We start from the raw sequence: 14249 nt of genomic DNA, 5'->3' as shown, positions 1-14249 counted from the left end.
GGCCGAAGCCGCAGCGGCGGAACGAATCCGGTCGCCGGAGCCACGAAGCGGGGAGCAAGACCCCAGTTGTGTGTAGTTGCGATTTCACCCTCGTACTGACACGTTGATGGGTAAGCGTTCGGACGTTTGGGGGTTGAATGTCGCGATCCGTTGCACACGTTCGAGGCACCGCCGATCCCGAGTTCCCCAGGGCGCATTCGATCGGGTTGGCCGTGATTCCGGAGACGCCGATCTTCGAAGCGGCGCTGGTGTGTGAGGTCTTCGGCATCCATCGCCGCGACCTGGCTGATCCGTGGTACCGGTTCAGCGTGCATCCCACCGAACCGAGCACTCCGCTGACCGTGGGGTTCCTGGCAGCACACGCCAGCGCGCTCGCTGAGCTCACCACTGTGGACACCATCATCGTGACCGGGCGCGCGGACCCCCTAGACGGGATCGGTGCACCGCAGGCCTTGCTGGCTGTGCTGCGCGAGGCCGACCGGCGCGGGATCCGCATCGCCTCGATCTGTTCGGGGGCGTTCGTCTTGGCCGAAGCCGGACTGCTCGACGGGCGCACCGCCACCACCCACTGGATGCATGCCACCGCGCTGGCCGCGCAATACCCGCGCGTCACCGTCGCGCCCGACGTGCTCTACCACCAGGACGGCAACATCTGGACCTCCGCGGGCACCGCGGCGGGAATCGACTTGTGCCTGGAATTGATCCGCCGCGACCACGGAGCCGCTGTCGCCGCCGAAGTAGCGCGGCGCATGGTGGTGCCGCCGCACCGCTCCGGTGGACAAGCCCAGTACGTGCCAGCCTCAGCACACCAGGGTGACCCGCCCGCGGAGCCCGAGCTATTGCGTTGGGCGCGTGCACGTCTCGCTGAGGACCTCACCGTGGCGGACTTGGCCCGCCACGCTGGACTGAGCCACCGCACCCTGATCCGCCGGTTCAAGGTCGCCACTTCGATGACCCCGCAGCAATGGTTGTCGCGTGAACGTCTCACTCACGCCCAGCAACTGCTCGAGACCACAGATTTGCCCGTCGAACGCATCGCACATCACTGTGGTCTCGGCACCGCCGCCAATCTGCGGGCGAAGTTCCGCCGGCATCTCGGTGTCACACCGACCTCCTACCGCCGCACGTTCACGACCACATCGGATACGTCCGAATACCTCTGAATGCGTCGGAAGCAGGCGTAATCGGGCGGTACGGCAACGATCCTTCAGACCGCGCTCACCGCCCAACTCGGCAGGCTGGACCTGGCGCGCGGTGACGGTGCCCGAAGAAGGACTCCGCCAACTCCCCCCGGCACGCCAGATCGAGGTCTTCGACTACGTACGCGCCTCCCAGTTGTTGCTTCCATTATTCGAATAATCGCAGGGGGCCAGCGTGACCGGTGTACCAGTGGCGTAAGACGTCAAGTCCATACACTGGGCTCCACCGCTGCCCACGCTGAAGATGATCGTGTCGAGGTAGACCCCCCATTTGTTGCTTCCGTTGTTGGAATAATCGCAAGGCGCCAGGGTGACCGGCGTGCCGGTGGCGTAGGACGTCAAGTCCATACACTGGGTATAACCGCTGCCGGTACTGAAAATACGGTCGTCATCGCCGAGCAACCATCGATTGCTGCCATTGTTCGAGTAGTCGCAAGGCGCCAGCGTGACCGGCGTGCCGGTGGCGTAGGACGTCAAGTCCATGCACTGGGCTCCACCGCTGCCCATGCTGGCGAGCTTCGGATCCGCGTTGTTCGCGGCGTTGCCAACCGCGGTCGTACCGGTCATGGCCGCGACTGTTGCGCCGAGCGCGGCGACCATCAGGATCTTCAGAGGTTTCATAACGAATAGCCTGCCGATCCCAATTGAGTTGGGCGAGTAGCAAATTGGACACGACACGTAACAGATCCGCCAACCGTCGGTGGTGCGACGGGATCGGCGCAGCACTGGTCGTTCGTAGTGAAGTCAGAAGGTGGCTGGATCGTGCGGTCTCGGCAAGAGGTCGAACACTACGAATCTGCGTTGAAAGTCATCTCGCTGATCAGAATTGCCGGCGACAGGCCGAAGGTTTTCGTGCAGACGCGGGTGAAGTGGGCGCCGTCGTAGAAACCTGCGGTGTGGGCGGCGTCGGTGAGGGTGTGACCCAAGGCGATGTGGTCGATGGCGCGGGACATGCGGAGCCAGCGGACATAGGGGCGGAACGGGAGTCCGGTCTCCGCGGAGAACAGGTGGCCGAGTCGGCTTTCGGATACGCCGACTGCTGCGGCCACGTCCCGCAATCGGACCGGGCCTGCCGCGACGAGTTCGGGTAATCGGCGCACCGCCGCGGTGAGCGCGGGGTGTCGCATGGCTGCGGCGGTCGGCTTCGCGTAGGGCAATCCGTCTGCCCACCAGCGGTTTTCGCCGAGCTCAGCCAACAACGTGGCTCCTGCGGCCGCCCAGGACTCGGCGGATTCCGGATGTGCCACGGTCCGGCTCAGTGCGATTCCGTCGGCGGATTCGGCAGCCAGCTGCACCATTTCGCCGTGCTCCACACCTTGCACCATTTCGTGGGCGGCGTCGGCGGGAATCACCGCCGCCGGGCAGGTGACCATTGTCGCATCGGCATCGGCCACGATGAATTCACCGCGGCGGGCAATGAGCACCTGAACAGAATGGTGCGCATGCATCTTCGCCGGCGACAAACCGCCACGATAGGCCAGTACACCGGGCCGGATAGTCATCTCTCCGAAACACGACAAAGCCTAGTCCCCCTTCGGCGAATCCCTAACTGCTCCACCCACGTTAGGTTTCTCACAGCGCACTGATAGGTGCCTATCGCCCAGAATACTCATAGCGCCCAACGCGCCCCGCATATACAACGTCGTATAGAACGAGGATCGACATGACACTTCCCCCGGGCCAACGAGCCGTCGACGGCTTTCCCCGCTTCGGTACCCATCTGCATCACCCACCGCCGCCGGTCCCCGCCGACCCCACGATCGAGATCAGCGGACCCCTGACCGAGACCCTCACACTGTCGCGGGCCGAGCTCGCGAACATGCCCCGGACACAGCTCGACGCCGACTTCCACTGTGTCGCAGGATGGTCGGCCACCGGCCTGCGGTGGGAAGGAACCGCGTTCGAGCCCCTCTACCGCACCCGGATCGAACCGCTGCTCCAGTCCGGCGCGACGATCAGCCACGTCGTCTTCGAAGGCCTCGACGGTCACCGGGCGATCGTGCTGCTCGAGGACGCCCTCGCCGCCGACGTGCTCATCGCCGACCGCCTCGACGGACAGCCGTTGAACAGCGACCACGGCGCTCCCCTCCGACTGGTCAGCCCCCACCAGTACGGCTACGTCAACACAAAACACCTGTGCCGCATCGAATTACACACCACCGAACCCGTGGATCCGGAACGCTGGTCCCCCCTCGCCGCCCACCGCAGAGCCCGCGTCTGGCAAGAGGAACGCCACCGCTACCTCCCCGGCCGCTTCGTACGCCCCATCTACCGCACACTAATCGGCCCGATCCGCGCCCTGAGCGCCCGAGGCAGTCGCGAATGACCGCATGATCCGACAGGTTCCCGCCTACTCAAGGGGATCCCTGGCTGACCTGCCGAGTTCCCCGGGCGGCGAGCACCACTCCGACGCCCACTATCCCCGCACCGACGAAACGCAGTGGCGAGCTTTCCGAGACACCCAACAGCACGCCGGTCACCAACGCGCACACGGGCACAACCCCGGCGAAGGCCCCGGCGGTTTCCACCGGGATCCGATCCAGCGCCGCGTACCAGAGGAGGAAGGCACCGGCCGATGCCACCACGGCGAGATAAATGATCGCCGCCGATTCCCCCACCGTGGGCAGGCGGGCGGCCGGCACATCAATCAGCACCGCGACGATTCCGCAGAGAACCGCGCCTGCGGTCGCGGCATAGGTGGCCGTGGCCTTCGCGCCGATCTCCCGCACCAGCGGGATGGCGACGAGTGAGAACGCGCACTCGCCCGCCAGGGCACCTGCGGCGAGCAGCAGCCCGACCGAATCGGCCGCGGCACCGGACCATTGCACGACGACCGCACCCGTGGTCACGATGCCCGCGGCCACTACCGCCCGCATCGACGGCGAGCGACGAGCCATGAGCGGACCCGCCAAAGCCAGCACCACCGGCACCGCACCGACGACTGCGCCGACCACACCCGCATCGACCCGTTGCAGCGCCAGCACCAAGCAGATATTGAAGCCGGCGAGTCCGGTCGCCCCCAGCACTGCGATCCTGGTGAGCTGCGCCGTGCTGACCCGAGGCAGCCGCCCCCAGAAGAGGGCGAACATCAGCGCGGCGGCGATCCCGTACCGCACGGCTTGCCCGGTCATGATCGGGAACTCGGTCAGCGCCGTCGTCGCGGCGATCGCGGAGCCGACCGCGACACTGGAGCCCAAGGCCAGTAGCGTCCCGAGCCAAGCACCGGATCGTTGCTCAGCGGCTCGGGACACACTGAGGCTCATACGATTTCGCTCGGTTCCGCTGGACGCAGCGCCGTCACCGGGCAGGATTGCGCGCATCCTGCCATCATCTCGCGGCGATGTTCGCAGAGCTGCGGATGACGGGCCCGGATCTCGGCCAGCCGTTCCGGCTGGAGCACGTCCTGCACGACAGCGGGTCGACACCGATGGCGGGCGAACAAGAAACCGTCGCAGTGGTGGGCGTCCTGATAGGACGGTGTCGCCTGCAAAGTCTCGTGCAGCTGGCGAATCCGGTAGTGCGGTACCGCCGGGTACAGGTGATGCGCGAGGTGCCAATTGGAATTATGCGGTGCGAGGAATTGCCGGACCAACCACGGCGCATCCCAACTGCGCGTCGCCTGCCACGGATTATCCGAGCGCAATCCGGCGTGGTCGGCGATATCGCTCCAGTACCGCAGAATTTGATAGAACGTGACGTATGGGACTACCCACAGCAGCAAGAATTCCAGACCGGCACCGGCCACCAAGAAGGCTGCGGACACAACCGCCAGGAAAAGGAACCGAAGGCGCGTTTCCTTACGATCCTCGTCCCGCCCGATGAGATCCGCCGTCACCTGATACGGCACATGCGTCATCAAGAGCGGCTTCAACAGGTGCCGACGCACGAATTGTTTCATATCGCGGGGATTCACCAGTCCGAGCCGCATATAGCCGAGCAGTTTCGGATCGCGGCGATCGTCCCAGAGGTGCCGATGATGTTCGCAATGCGCACAGGTGTAAGCCGACAACCCGGAGAAGATCGGCCACGCGATGAACACCCGCCCGAGCCACTTGTTGGCAGGCCCGTGACGAGTGAGTTTCAGGTGGCTGGCCTCGTGCATCAGGCTGCGCAGCGCGCGCTGCCTACCCGCGATGATGATCACCCCGGCCAGGTACACCAACGGTTGATAATCGAAGTGCACGACAACTACGGCCGAACCGATGATGACCAGCCAGTCGGCCAGCAATCCGAGCGGACCGTGCCAATTGTCCCTGCTGTTATGAATATCTTTGACGGCCTCTTTCGTCTCCGGAGAAAGTTCCCTTTTGAAGCCACCACTCGACGGTCGCGAAGCTCGACATCTTTGCTGAACTCTGTCTTCTTGCGGCATTGCCGTGTATCCCCACTCGAATCACCACACGGCATCGACCCGGTCGACACCGCGGCCGGATAGTGCAGGTCCAGCGAATTCCAGGCAGCCACGATAACGATGTCCCCCGTGAATTGAACGCATTTCTCCCCGACTCCACCCGGCTGAATTACCAGGGCCCAGACTACGCCCGAGACATGTCATATGTCGAAGAAATAACGGCAATGTTTCAAAAACCGGCCAGTCGGCATTTACAAGCGATCCGACGGCTAACGCAACGGACCGGCGGAGCCGATATGGCTCCGCCGGTCCGCGAGTCCGACTCAGGCGCCGACGTACTCGGCTAGGTGCTCCCCGGTGAGGGTGGAACGGGCGGCGACCAGATCGGCGGGGGTGCCCTCGAAGACGATCTTGCCGCCGTCGTGTCCGGCACCGGGCCCCAGGTCGATGATCCAGTCGGCGTGCGCCATCACGGCCTGATGGTGCTCGATCACGATGACCGACTTACCGGACTCGACCAGCCGGTCGAGCAGGGCGAGCAGATTCTGCACGTCGGCCAGGTGCAGGCCGGTGGTCGGCTCGTCGAGCACGTAGACGCCGCCCTTGTCGGCCATGTGCGTGGCCAGCTTCAGCCGCTGCCGTTCACCGCCGGACAACGTGGTGAGCGGCTGGCCGATGGTGAGGTAGCCGAGCCCGACATCGACCAGGCGCTCCAGGATGGCGTGCGCGGCCGGAATACGCGATTCGCCTGCGCTGAAGAACTTTTCGGCCTCGGTCACCGACATGGCGAGCACCTCGCTGATGTCGCGGCCGCCGAGGTGGTACTCGAGCACCGACGCGTCGAACCGCTTGCCCTCGCACACCTCACAGGTGGTTTCCATGCTCGCCATGATGCCCAGGTCGGTGTAGATGACCCCGGCACCGTTGCAGTTGGGGCACGCGCCTTCGGAGTTCGAGCTGAACAGCGCAGGCTTGACGCCGTTGGCCTTGGCGAACGCCTTGCGGATGGGCTCGAGCAGCCCGGTGTAGGTCGCCGGGTTACTACGCCGCGAACCACGGATCGGTGTCTGATCGACCGCCACCACGCCCGCCGAGGTCGGGATCGACCCGTGCACGAGCGAGCTCTTACCGGAGCCCGCGACGCCGGTGATCACACAGAGCACGCCGAGCGGGATGTCGACATCGACGTTCTGCAAGTTGTGCCGGTTGGCACCACGAATCTCCAACGCGCCGGTGGACTTTCGCACCGTCTCCTTCAGCGCGGCCCGGTCGTCGAAGTGCTTGCCGGTAATGGTGCCGCTGGACCGCAGCCCCTCGACCGTGCCCTCGAAACAGATGGTGCCGCCGCCCGAACCGGCGCCGGGACCGAGGTCGACCACATGGTCGGCGATGGCGATCGTCTCCGGCTTGTGCTCGACCACGAGCACCGTATTGCCCTTGTCGCGCAGTTGCAGCAGCAGGTCGTTCATCCGCTGGATGTCGTGCGGGTGCAGCCCGATGGTCGGCTCGTCGAACACGTAGGTGACGTCGGTGAGCGCGGACCCGAGGTGACGAATCATCTTGACGCGCTGCGCTTCACCGCCCGACAGTGTGCCCGACGGCCGTTCCAGCGAGAGGTAGCCGAGTCCGATGTCCACGAAGGAATCGAGGGTGTGCACGAGCGAGTCGAGCAACGGTTTCACCGACGGCTCGTCGAGGGCGCGGACCCATTCGGCGAGGTCGCTGATCTGCATCGAGCAGAGGTCGGCGATATTCTTGCGCTTGATCTTCGAGGAGCGGGCCTCCGCGCTGAGCCGGGTGCCGTCACAGGCGGGGCAGATGGTGAAGGTGACCGCCCGGTCGACGAACGCCCGGATATGCGGCTGCATCGCCTCGCGGTCCTTGGACAGGAACGATTTCTGGATCTTCGGGATCAGGCCCTCGTAGGTGAGGTTGACGCCGTCGACCTTGACCTTGACCGGCTCCTTGTAGAGGAAGTCGTTGAGTTCCTTCTTGGTGTACTTGCGAATCGGCTTGTTCGGATCGACGAAGCCCGACTCGGCATAAACCCGCACGGTCCAGAAGCTGTCGGATTTCCACCCGGGAATGGTGAACGCGCCCTCGGCGAGCGATTTCGAATCGTCGTAGAGCTGAGTCAGGTCGATATCGGAGACCGAGCCGCGCCCTTCGCACCGCGGGCACATGCCGCCGGTGATGCTGAAGCTGCGCCGCTCTTTCACGGTCCGGCCGGCCTTCTCGATGGTGACCGCGCCCGCGCCGCTGATCGAGGCGACGTTGAACGAAAACGCCTGGGGCGAACCGATATGCGGCTTGCCGAGACGGCTGAACAAGATGCGCAGCATCGCGTTGGCGTCGGTGGCGGTGCCGACCGTGGAGCGCGGGTCGGCGCCCATCCGCTGCTGATCGACGGTGATCACCGTGGTCAGCCCTTCGAGCACGTCGACCTCGGGCCGGGCCAGCGTCGGCATGAAACCCTGCACGAAGGAGCTGTAGGTCTCGTTGATCAGCCGCTGCGACTCCGCGGCGATCGTGCTGAACACCAGCGAGCTCTTACCCGAGCCGGAGACGCCGGTGAACACCGTCAGCCTGCGCTTGGGGATCTCGATGCTGACGTCGCGCAGGTTGTTCACCCGTGCCCCGTGCACCCGGATCAGGTCGTGGCTGTCGGCGGCCGGCAGCGCGGGCTTGGTGCTCTTCTTCTTCGTGGCGGTGGTCATGGTGTCTCCATCTAACCTGATCAGGACTACTGGGCGAGGTTCGGGCGCGCGCCGCGGCGCTTGGTGCGGTAGGGCTGAGCGAACATGTACAAGCCAGTGCCCATGAGCAGAAACAGTGGGGGCAGCGGCAGGTAGAACAGCCACATCGCGGTTTCGGTGAGACCGAGGGCGGCGCCGATGAAGGCGACGATGACGGTGGTGGTGAAGATGATGGACAGCTGGCGGTGCAGCTGACGGTTCCGCTTGCTCCAAGCCATGATGATCTCCTTTGCTGCGCACGATCCGCAGGTCGTGCAGTGAATGTTTCGGGTTTATCGCTCGTCGAGGACTTTGCCGTCGACCACGCTGTGGTGGGTGGTCAGCGCGGCGGCCGCCGTGGCAAGCGGGCAACTCTGCGCGCTGGCCGTCGCGCCGCGCATGCCCTCGGCCGACTCCCAGCGCCAGATGTCGAGGTAGGACCCGTCTTCCTGGCGGATCAAGGTGGCGGCGGTGAAGGCCGCGTTCGCCGACCGAATGGCGCGCAGCACCAGCGTGCGCTGCTCGAGCAGCTGGGCGAGCTTGCCGGTCACGACGGTGTATCGGTGCGTGCGTACGACTGCCATGGTGTCGTGCCCTCTCGTCTCGGAACGTTTTTCCTTGTGACTCATAGTTTTCCGTTGCGACCACCTGCGAACAATGAGCAATCACGAAACGACGGTTGCGCTCGGGGTTAACGATCGCAACGATGACGGAGTGGAATTGCGTGACATCGAGATCTTCCTGACTCTCGCCGAAGAGTTGCACTTCGGCCGTACCGCGGAGCGGTTGCATATTTCGACGCCCCGGGTGAGTCAGACGATCGCCAAGCAGGAGCGGCGAATCGGTGCGCCACTGTTCGAACGAACCAGCCGCAAGGTGACCCTGACACCGCTGGGCGAACAACTCCGCGACGACCTGCAAGCCGGTTATCGCCGCATTCTCGACGGCGTCGAATCGGCGACGAACCTCGCGCGTGGCGGCCCGGACACGCTGACACTGGGTGTGCTCGGCCCGATGTGGCAGGACCTCGCACCGATGACCGCGCTGTTCCGGAACCGTTTCCCGCACGTCGAGTTCCGGATGCGCGAGGTGCGCATCGATGACCCGTTCGCCCTGATCCGCAGCGACGAGGTCGATGTGGCCCTGCTCGCGCTGCCCGTGCGCGAAGCCGACCTGCGCGAAGGGCCCGTCGCGTTCAGCGAGCCCATCGTGCTGGTCGTCGGGCGGACGCACCCGCTGGCCGGGCGCGCCTCGGTGTCACTGGCCGAGCTGTCCGGCTACGACGTCCTGCCGTCCGGGCTGCCGATCCCGCAGTACTGGGAGGAGTCGTTCTCGCCGCTGGCACCAGGTGCCCGCCCGGCCGGCGCGCCCGCGCCGACCCGCGAGGAAGTGCTGTGGTCAGTGACCTCGGGTGACGCGGTGGCCTTCGCGTGTGGGCAGGCGATCAAGTACTACGACCGTGGCGAGGCCGTGTACGTGCCGATCGACGAGAATCCCACGCTGAGCTGGGGGTTGATCCACCGCGCCGAGACCCTCAGCCGCTGGGGGACGGAGTTCGCGCGCATCGCGACCGAACTCGGGCCGATCGAACTGGCCCTCGACCTCGATCCGTCCACCCTGCACCGGCTGCGTTCGGTGAGCTGACCGGCTCAGCTCACCTGCTGGATTCGGACCATGTTGCCCGCCGGATCACGGAAGGCGCAGTCGCGCACGCCGTACGGCTGGTCGGTCGGCTCCTGGACCACCTCGGCGTCGCCGGCCTGCAGGCGCTCGAAGGTGCCGTCGACATCCTTGGTTGCCAGCAGGATGCTGCCGTAGGTGCCCTTGGCCATCATCTCTTCGATGGTGCGCCGTTCGTCGTCGGTGATGCCGGGGCTGGCGGCGGGCGGGTACAGCACGATCGAGGTGCCCGGCTGGTCGGCGGGGCCGACCGTGATCCAGCGCATCCCGTTGTAGCCGACGTCGTTGCGCACCTCGAAGCCGAGGATGTCGCGGTAGAAGCCGAGGGCGGCTTCCGGGTCGTTCTGCGGGAGGAAGCTCGATTGAATGGTGATTGTCATGCTGATCAGGCTAATTCCGGTGCACTCGCCGGCGCTTCTCGATTCCTGATCGGTCTGGTGACCTGTTTGGCCACGCAGGACGGCATGCCCGCGGTCGCCTCCGCCGCCTCGCGCCGGTAGGTGCTCGGCGGCACCCCGACCAGCTCGGTGAAGCGGGTGCTGAAGGTACCCAACGATGAGCAGCCGACCGCGAAACACACCTCGGTGACGCTCAGGTCGCCGCGGCGCAGCAACGCCATGGCACGCTCGATCCGCCGCGTCATCAGGTAGCTGTATGGCGACTCGCCGTAGGCCAGCCGGAACTGGCGGCTCAGGTGGCCTGCCGACATGTGCGCGTCCCTGGCGAGGGCCTCGACGTCGAGCGGCTGGGCGTATTCACGATCGATCCGGTCGCGAACACGGCGCAAGCGCGCGAGATCGCGCAGGGTCTGCGCTGCGTCGGGTTTGCTGGTCACTCGAATGATCGTGCCAGGTCGTATCGGAGTTGCCTAGCGCCCGCTTTCTTGCCAACTGGCAAAAACGTGCAGGGACGTCATTTCTATGGGGGTGCACCGCACCCGCCGGTAAGACAGTATCGGAGGTCGTGACCGCTTATCTTCACCACGAATCACCCACGCTCGAACAGTTACTCGACGATGCCGCACTGATGTCCTTCGAACATCAAGAGCACAGTATCGAGGTGCTGGGTGAACATCGGTGGCAGGTGAGTTACGAACCGCCGCGGTTCGAGTTCTTCGGCGAAAAGCCGTTGGTGTGCACGCGATTTCATGTGCTCGGCACGGCGGCGCCCGGTCCGCGCAGTTGGCTGTGGAGTTGGGCGAACAACGACTGGTATCCGCCCGAGGTAACCGAACTCGCCCGCTCGGTGCGCGATTACGGACTGCGACACGGCATTTCGGCGCTGTGCACCGACGAGGTGCCGTTCGCGGACCTGCCCGGCGCACCCACCGACCCCAATCGGGCCACCTGGCTCATGGGTGAACTCGCCAAAGCGGTATCCGGCAGTTGGACCTGGTACAGCTGCGATGTCGGCGGCGGAACCCGCCTCGCCGTGCTGATCGAACACCCCGATCTCGCCCTCCCCGCCCCCGACCTGATGCACACCATGCAGGCCCTCACCGGCGTCTTCAAACTCGACCTACCCGACCACAAACGCGCCCTGCACAGCTACGCGATGCAACGCGGACTGACCGCCACGTCCACCGTCGACGGCTCGACAATGCGCATCGCCGGCCCGGGAATCGAAGTCGCCATCGCATTCAACGAACGCGGTCTCGTCACCGCGATGTCGTCATCGACCGGCGCCGACCCCCTGACCGTCCCGGCCGAATAATCACTGGCGTCGTCGCAGCTGCCCGTTAAGCTCGCAGATGCGGCGATGACGAGCGTAACGAACTCCGAGCCGCGTCGGCCGGTCACCGAGAATTCGACCACTAGAGGCAGCGCGCATCGCGCTGCGAAGGTGTGGTGGCACCGCGACGGACCCGATCGCCCACACCTCCCGGGGATAACAACCAGGAGGTGAAACCGATGTCACGCACGCTCTGTTCGGCACTGCCGACCACGCCCGCGGGTACCGGATCGGTGACCGTCGAGGGATGGATACACCGGCGCAGGCAACTCGCGACCGTCACATTCGTCGTGCTGCGCGATCGATCCGGCGTCGCGCAGGTGGTGGTGACCGATCCGCAAGTCCGCGAACAGGTTTCGATGCTGCCGGAGGAGACCGTGGTCCGGGTGACCGGGACCCTGATCGACAACGCGAAGGCACCCGGCGGCGTCGAGATCATCGAGCCGACGATTCTGCCGCTGAGCGCACCCGCCGAGCCACCGCCGGTCGAGCTGTGGCGGCCCGGCCTCGGAGTCACCCTGCCGACCATGCTCGACCACGCCGCGATCAGCTGGCGTCACCCCACCCGGCAGGCGGTCTGGCGGATCGCGGCCGCCTCGATGGCCGGGTTCCGCCGCCACCTGGACGAGGCGGGATTCACCGAGGTCACGACGCCCAAGATCGTCGGCCAGTGCACCGAGTCCGGCGCGAACGTGTTCGCGCTGAACTACTTCGGGTCGACTGCCTACCTCGCCCAGTCGCCGCAGCTGTACAAACAGATGCTCACCGGCGTCTTCGAGCGGGTGTACGAGGTGGGGCCGGTCTTTCGCGCCGAACCGCACGACACCGCCCGGCACCTCGCCGAATACGTCTCACTCGACGTCGAATTCGGCTTCATCCGCGACCATCGCGACGTACTAGACCAGCTGCGAGCCACACTCGCCGCGATGGTCGAGGCCGTTCGCGAAAAGGCCGGTGCCGCAGTGGAAACCGTAGGGGCGGAGTTACCGGTGGTACCCGAGCGGATTCCGGTCATCCACTTCCGGGAAGCCCTCGAACTGGTCGGCGCGGAGCCCACCGAACCCGACCTCGCGCCCGAGCACGAGCGTTTCCTCGGCACGTGGGCAAAGGAGCGGTTCGACTCGGATTTCCTTGCAGTAGACGGCTATCCGGCGGTCAAACGCCCCTTCTACACGCACCCGCAACCGAGCGATCCGCGCTGGACGAACTCGTTCGACCTGTTGTTCCGCGGACTCGAACTGGTTACCGGCGGCCAACGGTTGCACAACCACGCCGATTACCTTTCAGCACTCGCGGCCCGCGGCGGGGACCCGGCGGAGTACGCCCCCTATCTCGAAGCCATGCGGCACGGCATGCCACCACACGGCGGCTTCGCCATCGGCTTGGAACGCTGGGTCACCCGCTTGATCGGCGCGGACAACATCCGCCACGCCACCCTGTTCCCCCGCGACATTCACCGCCTCCGCCCGTGAGCCCGGCGGCAGCTGCCATGGCTGGCAGCTGCCGTCGAACGGACAGTGGTGGCGCGGCGCGTCTTTCGTCGCGAAACCAGGTCCCGCTCCGCGATTCCGGCGGGTACGGTGGGAGCCAGTGGGGCAGCCTTCGATGTTGCGGAGACCGCGGCGAAAGTGGGGACAATGACGATCATCGGTAGGTCGGTGCGGCGGCTCGAGCCCAGTGCGAGAGGTGTGCAGGTGTTCGGTGATCCCTACGAGACCGCCGACGGGTCGACCGTCATCACCGTTACCAGGGTGGGTGGGGGTCCGTTCGCGGCGTCACCGCAGGGCATCTTCGTTATTCACAACGGCAAGGTGCACTGGGAGGCCGCGGTCGACGTCACCCGGGTGGCGCTGCTCGGTGAGTTCATCGGGCTGGTGGCGACGGTGTTCACCACCCTCGCCATACTGCGCCGACCGCCGTGGCCCGACGTGTCCGCGGCCGGCATGAATGCGATGAAGCGCATGAAGTCCGCCTGGAAGTAAAACTTTCAGCGCATTTCATAGACGTAGCAACCGAACCCGTCTACTTTCGCCGGCAACGCCGCTTCACCGAAGGCGCTCTGGGATTCACCCTCACAGACGGCCACCATCTCGGGTTTCGGTGGCACGCCGCGCTGATGCAGTTTGAATTTCTGTTTGATCGGGCCGGTCGCGGGCGCACCATGCTCCGCGTGGCAATTTCCGGCGCCCTCCGCGCCGACGTCTTCGGGTTCCTCGATCTCGTCACAGACGTAGATCCACGTCTCGTCCGCGCTGGCCACCGAGGCGAGGAAGGTCAGACCGGCGGCCGCCGCGACGAAGACGACTGCGAGAGCTGCGATCCGAATCGGACTGATGCGCATGACAATCCCCATTCTCTCTGGATTCGGTCATTCGGCCGCAGTACGTGCGAGCACCGGCACGGTGCGGATCGACGCGGCCAAAAGGATTCCGGGTAACACGCGATAGCGCGAACCGTAGCCGAATCGAGCGGTGGTTCGGCCGATTTGAAACCGGGTGTCGCGGGCGAATCGTTATCCATCGAAAAGCCGGATAGGAATTGCACAAATACGCA

General features: G+C 65.4%; 16 protein-coding genes. 6 read left to right on the top strand and 10 right to left on the bottom strand.

Translation table 11 applies throughout. The annotated features are described in order from the left end of the window. Window positions 1-137: 137 nt before the first annotated feature. Entirely contained in the window at window positions 138-1163 is a 1026-nt protein-coding gene (locus tag DBO33_RS19175) for a GlxA family transcriptional regulator (RefSeq protein WP_107656273.1), read from the top strand. Between the two features lie 153 nt (window positions 1164-1316). Here the strand turns inward: DBO33_RS19175 and DBO33_RS19170 are convergent, their stop codons facing one another. Continuing rightward, window positions 1317-1820, bottom strand: coding sequence for an RICIN domain-containing protein (locus DBO33_RS19170; protein WP_107656272.1), 504 nt, complete (start codon window positions 1818-1820; stop codon window positions 1317-1319). 167 nt (window positions 1821-1987) lie between these two features. Beyond that, window positions 1988-2623 carry a helix-turn-helix transcriptional regulator gene (locus DBO33_RS19165; protein ID WP_199856692.1) on the bottom strand — a complete coding sequence of 212 codons (636 nt, stop codon included), beginning with the start codon at window positions 2621-2623 and terminating at the stop codon, window positions 1988-1990. Window positions 2624-2862: 239 nt separating this feature from the next. Here DBO33_RS19165 and DBO33_RS19160 point away from each other — a divergent pair, with 239 nt between their 5' ends. After that, window positions 2863-3525, top strand: coding sequence for a molybdopterin-dependent oxidoreductase (locus tag DBO33_RS19160; RefSeq protein WP_107656270.1), 663 nt, complete (start codon window positions 2863-2865; stop codon window positions 3523-3525). A 28-nt stretch (window positions 3526-3553) separates the two neighbouring features. On the opposite strand, the gene DBO33_RS19155 is transcribed toward DBO33_RS19160, so the two are convergent. From DBO33_RS19155 to DBO33_RS19135, 5 genes are all read right to left on the bottom strand, one after another. Further along, window positions 3554-4462, bottom strand: a complete 909-nt coding sequence (locus tag DBO33_RS19155; protein ID WP_267897886.1) for a DMT family transporter — start codon at window positions 4460-4462, stop codon at window positions 3554-3556. Further along, a complete protein-coding gene (locus DBO33_RS19150; protein WP_159080364.1) occupies window positions 4459-5427 on the bottom strand; it encodes a fatty acid desaturase family protein in 969 nt (322 codons plus the stop codon). Before DBO33_RS19150 ends, DBO33_RS19155 begins: the two co-directional genes overlap by 4 nt. A 446-nt stretch (window positions 5428-5873) precedes the next feature. Continuing rightward, on the bottom strand, window positions 5874-8267 hold the full coding sequence (locus DBO33_RS19145; RefSeq protein ID WP_107656267.1) for an ATP-binding cassette domain-containing protein: 2394 nt from the start codon (window positions 8265-8267) through the stop codon (window positions 5874-5876). A gap of 26 nt (window positions 8268-8293) precedes the next feature. Further along, on the bottom strand, window positions 8294-8524 hold the full coding sequence (locus DBO33_RS19140; protein WP_107656266.1) for a hypothetical protein: 231 nt from the start codon (window positions 8522-8524) through the stop codon (window positions 8294-8296). A gap of 54 nt (window positions 8525-8578) precedes the next feature. Then, window positions 8579-8914, bottom strand: coding sequence for a hypothetical protein (locus DBO33_RS19135; protein ID WP_159080363.1), 336 nt, complete (start codon window positions 8912-8914; stop codon window positions 8579-8581). Window positions 8915-8999: 85 nt separating this feature from the next. Here DBO33_RS19135 and DBO33_RS19130 point away from each other — a divergent pair, with 85 nt between their 5' ends. Then, complete coding sequence (locus DBO33_RS19130; RefSeq protein ID WP_199856691.1) at window positions 9000-9929, top strand: LysR family transcriptional regulator; 930 nt, start codon at window positions 9000-9002, stop codon at window positions 9927-9929. A gap of 5 nt (window positions 9930-9934) precedes the next feature. Here DBO33_RS19130 and DBO33_RS19125 read toward each other — a convergent pair whose 3' ends face one another. Next, the gene (locus tag DBO33_RS19125) at window positions 9935-10345 is read right to left on the bottom strand and encodes a VOC family protein (RefSeq protein WP_107656264.1); all 411 of its coding nucleotides are present in this window, start codon (window positions 10343-10345) and stop codon (window positions 9935-9937) included. A gap of 5 nt (window positions 10346-10350) precedes the next feature. After that, window positions 10351-10800 carry a helix-turn-helix transcriptional regulator gene (locus DBO33_RS19120; protein WP_107656263.1) on the bottom strand — a complete coding sequence of 150 codons (450 nt, stop codon included), beginning with the start codon at window positions 10798-10800 and terminating at the stop codon, window positions 10351-10353. Between the two features lie 128 nt (window positions 10801-10928). On the opposite strand from DBO33_RS19120, the gene DBO33_RS19115 reads away from it, so the two are divergent. The 3 genes from DBO33_RS19115 (at window position 10929) to DBO33_RS19105 (ending at window position 13678) form a co-directional block, all read left to right on the top strand. Beyond that, entirely contained in the window at window positions 10929-11678 is a 750-nt protein-coding gene (locus tag DBO33_RS19115; RefSeq protein ID WP_199856690.1) for a DUF6882 domain-containing protein, read from the top strand. A 197-nt stretch (window positions 11679-11875) separates the two neighbouring features. Next, complete coding sequence (aspS, locus tag DBO33_RS19110) at window positions 11876-13168, top strand: aspartate--tRNA(Asn) ligase (protein ID WP_107660399.1); 1293 nt, start codon at window positions 11876-11878, stop codon at window positions 13166-13168. A gap of 165 nt (window positions 13169-13333) precedes the next feature. Then, on the top strand, window positions 13334-13678 hold the full coding sequence (locus DBO33_RS19105; protein WP_107656262.1) for a hypothetical protein: 345 nt from the start codon (window positions 13334-13336) through the stop codon (window positions 13676-13678). A 5-nt stretch (window positions 13679-13683) separates the two neighbouring features. Here DBO33_RS19105 and DBO33_RS19100 read toward each other — a convergent pair whose 3' ends face one another. After that, complete coding sequence (locus DBO33_RS19100) at window positions 13684-14037, bottom strand: hypothetical protein (protein WP_107656261.1); 354 nt, start codon at window positions 14035-14037, stop codon at window positions 13684-13686. Window positions 14038-14249 lie beyond the last annotated feature (212 nt).

The organism is Nocardia suismassiliense (assembly GCF_900269665.1).
In the GTDB taxonomy this organism is placed as follows: Bacteria; Actinomycetota; Actinomycetes; order Mycobacteriales; family Mycobacteriaceae; genus Nocardia; species Nocardia suismassiliense.
The sequence above is the reverse complement of the archived record's forward strand: the minus strand, read 5'-3'. Positions and strand labels throughout refer to the sequence as shown.

Coding starts and splice junctions, on each gene's coding strand:
- DBO33_RS19135 (WP_159080363.1), bottom strand. CDS start 8,914: ATGAGTCACAAGGAAAAACGTTCCGAGACGAGAGGGCACGACACCATG.
- aspS (WP_107660399.1), top strand. CDS start 11,876: ATGTCACGCACGCTCTGTTCGGCACTGCCGACCACGCCCGCGGGTACC.
- DBO33_RS19125 (WP_107656264.1), bottom strand. CDS start 10,345: ATGACAATCACCATTCAATCGAGCTTCCTCCCGCAGAACGACCCGGAA.
- DBO33_RS19105 (WP_107656262.1), top strand. CDS start 13,334: ATGACGATCATCGGTAGGTCGGTGCGGCGGCTCGAGCCCAGTGCGAGA.
- DBO33_RS19175 (WP_107656273.1), top strand. CDS start 138: ATGTCGCGATCCGTTGCACACGTTCGAGGCACCGCCGATCCCGAGTTC.
- DBO33_RS19140 (WP_107656266.1), bottom strand. CDS start 8,524: ATGGCTTGGAGCAAGCGGAACCGTCAGCTGCACCGCCAGCTGTCCATC.
- DBO33_RS19145 (WP_107656267.1), bottom strand. CDS start 8,267: ATGACCACCGCCACGAAGAAGAAGAGCACCAAGCCCGCGCTGCCGGCC.
- DBO33_RS19160 (WP_107656270.1), top strand. CDS start 2,863: ATGACACTTCCCCCGGGCCAACGAGCCGTCGACGGCTTTCCCCGCTTC.
- DBO33_RS19100 (WP_107656261.1), bottom strand. CDS start 14,037: ATGCGCATCAGTCCGATTCGGATCGCAGCTCTCGCAGTCGTCTTCGTC.
- DBO33_RS19170 (WP_107656272.1), bottom strand. CDS start 1,820: ATGAAACCTCTGAAGATCCTGATGGTCGCCGCGCTCGGCGCAACAGTC.
- DBO33_RS19155 (WP_267897886.1), bottom strand. CDS start 4,462: ATGAGCCTCAGTGTGTCCCGAGCCGCTGAGCAACGATCCGGTGCTTGG.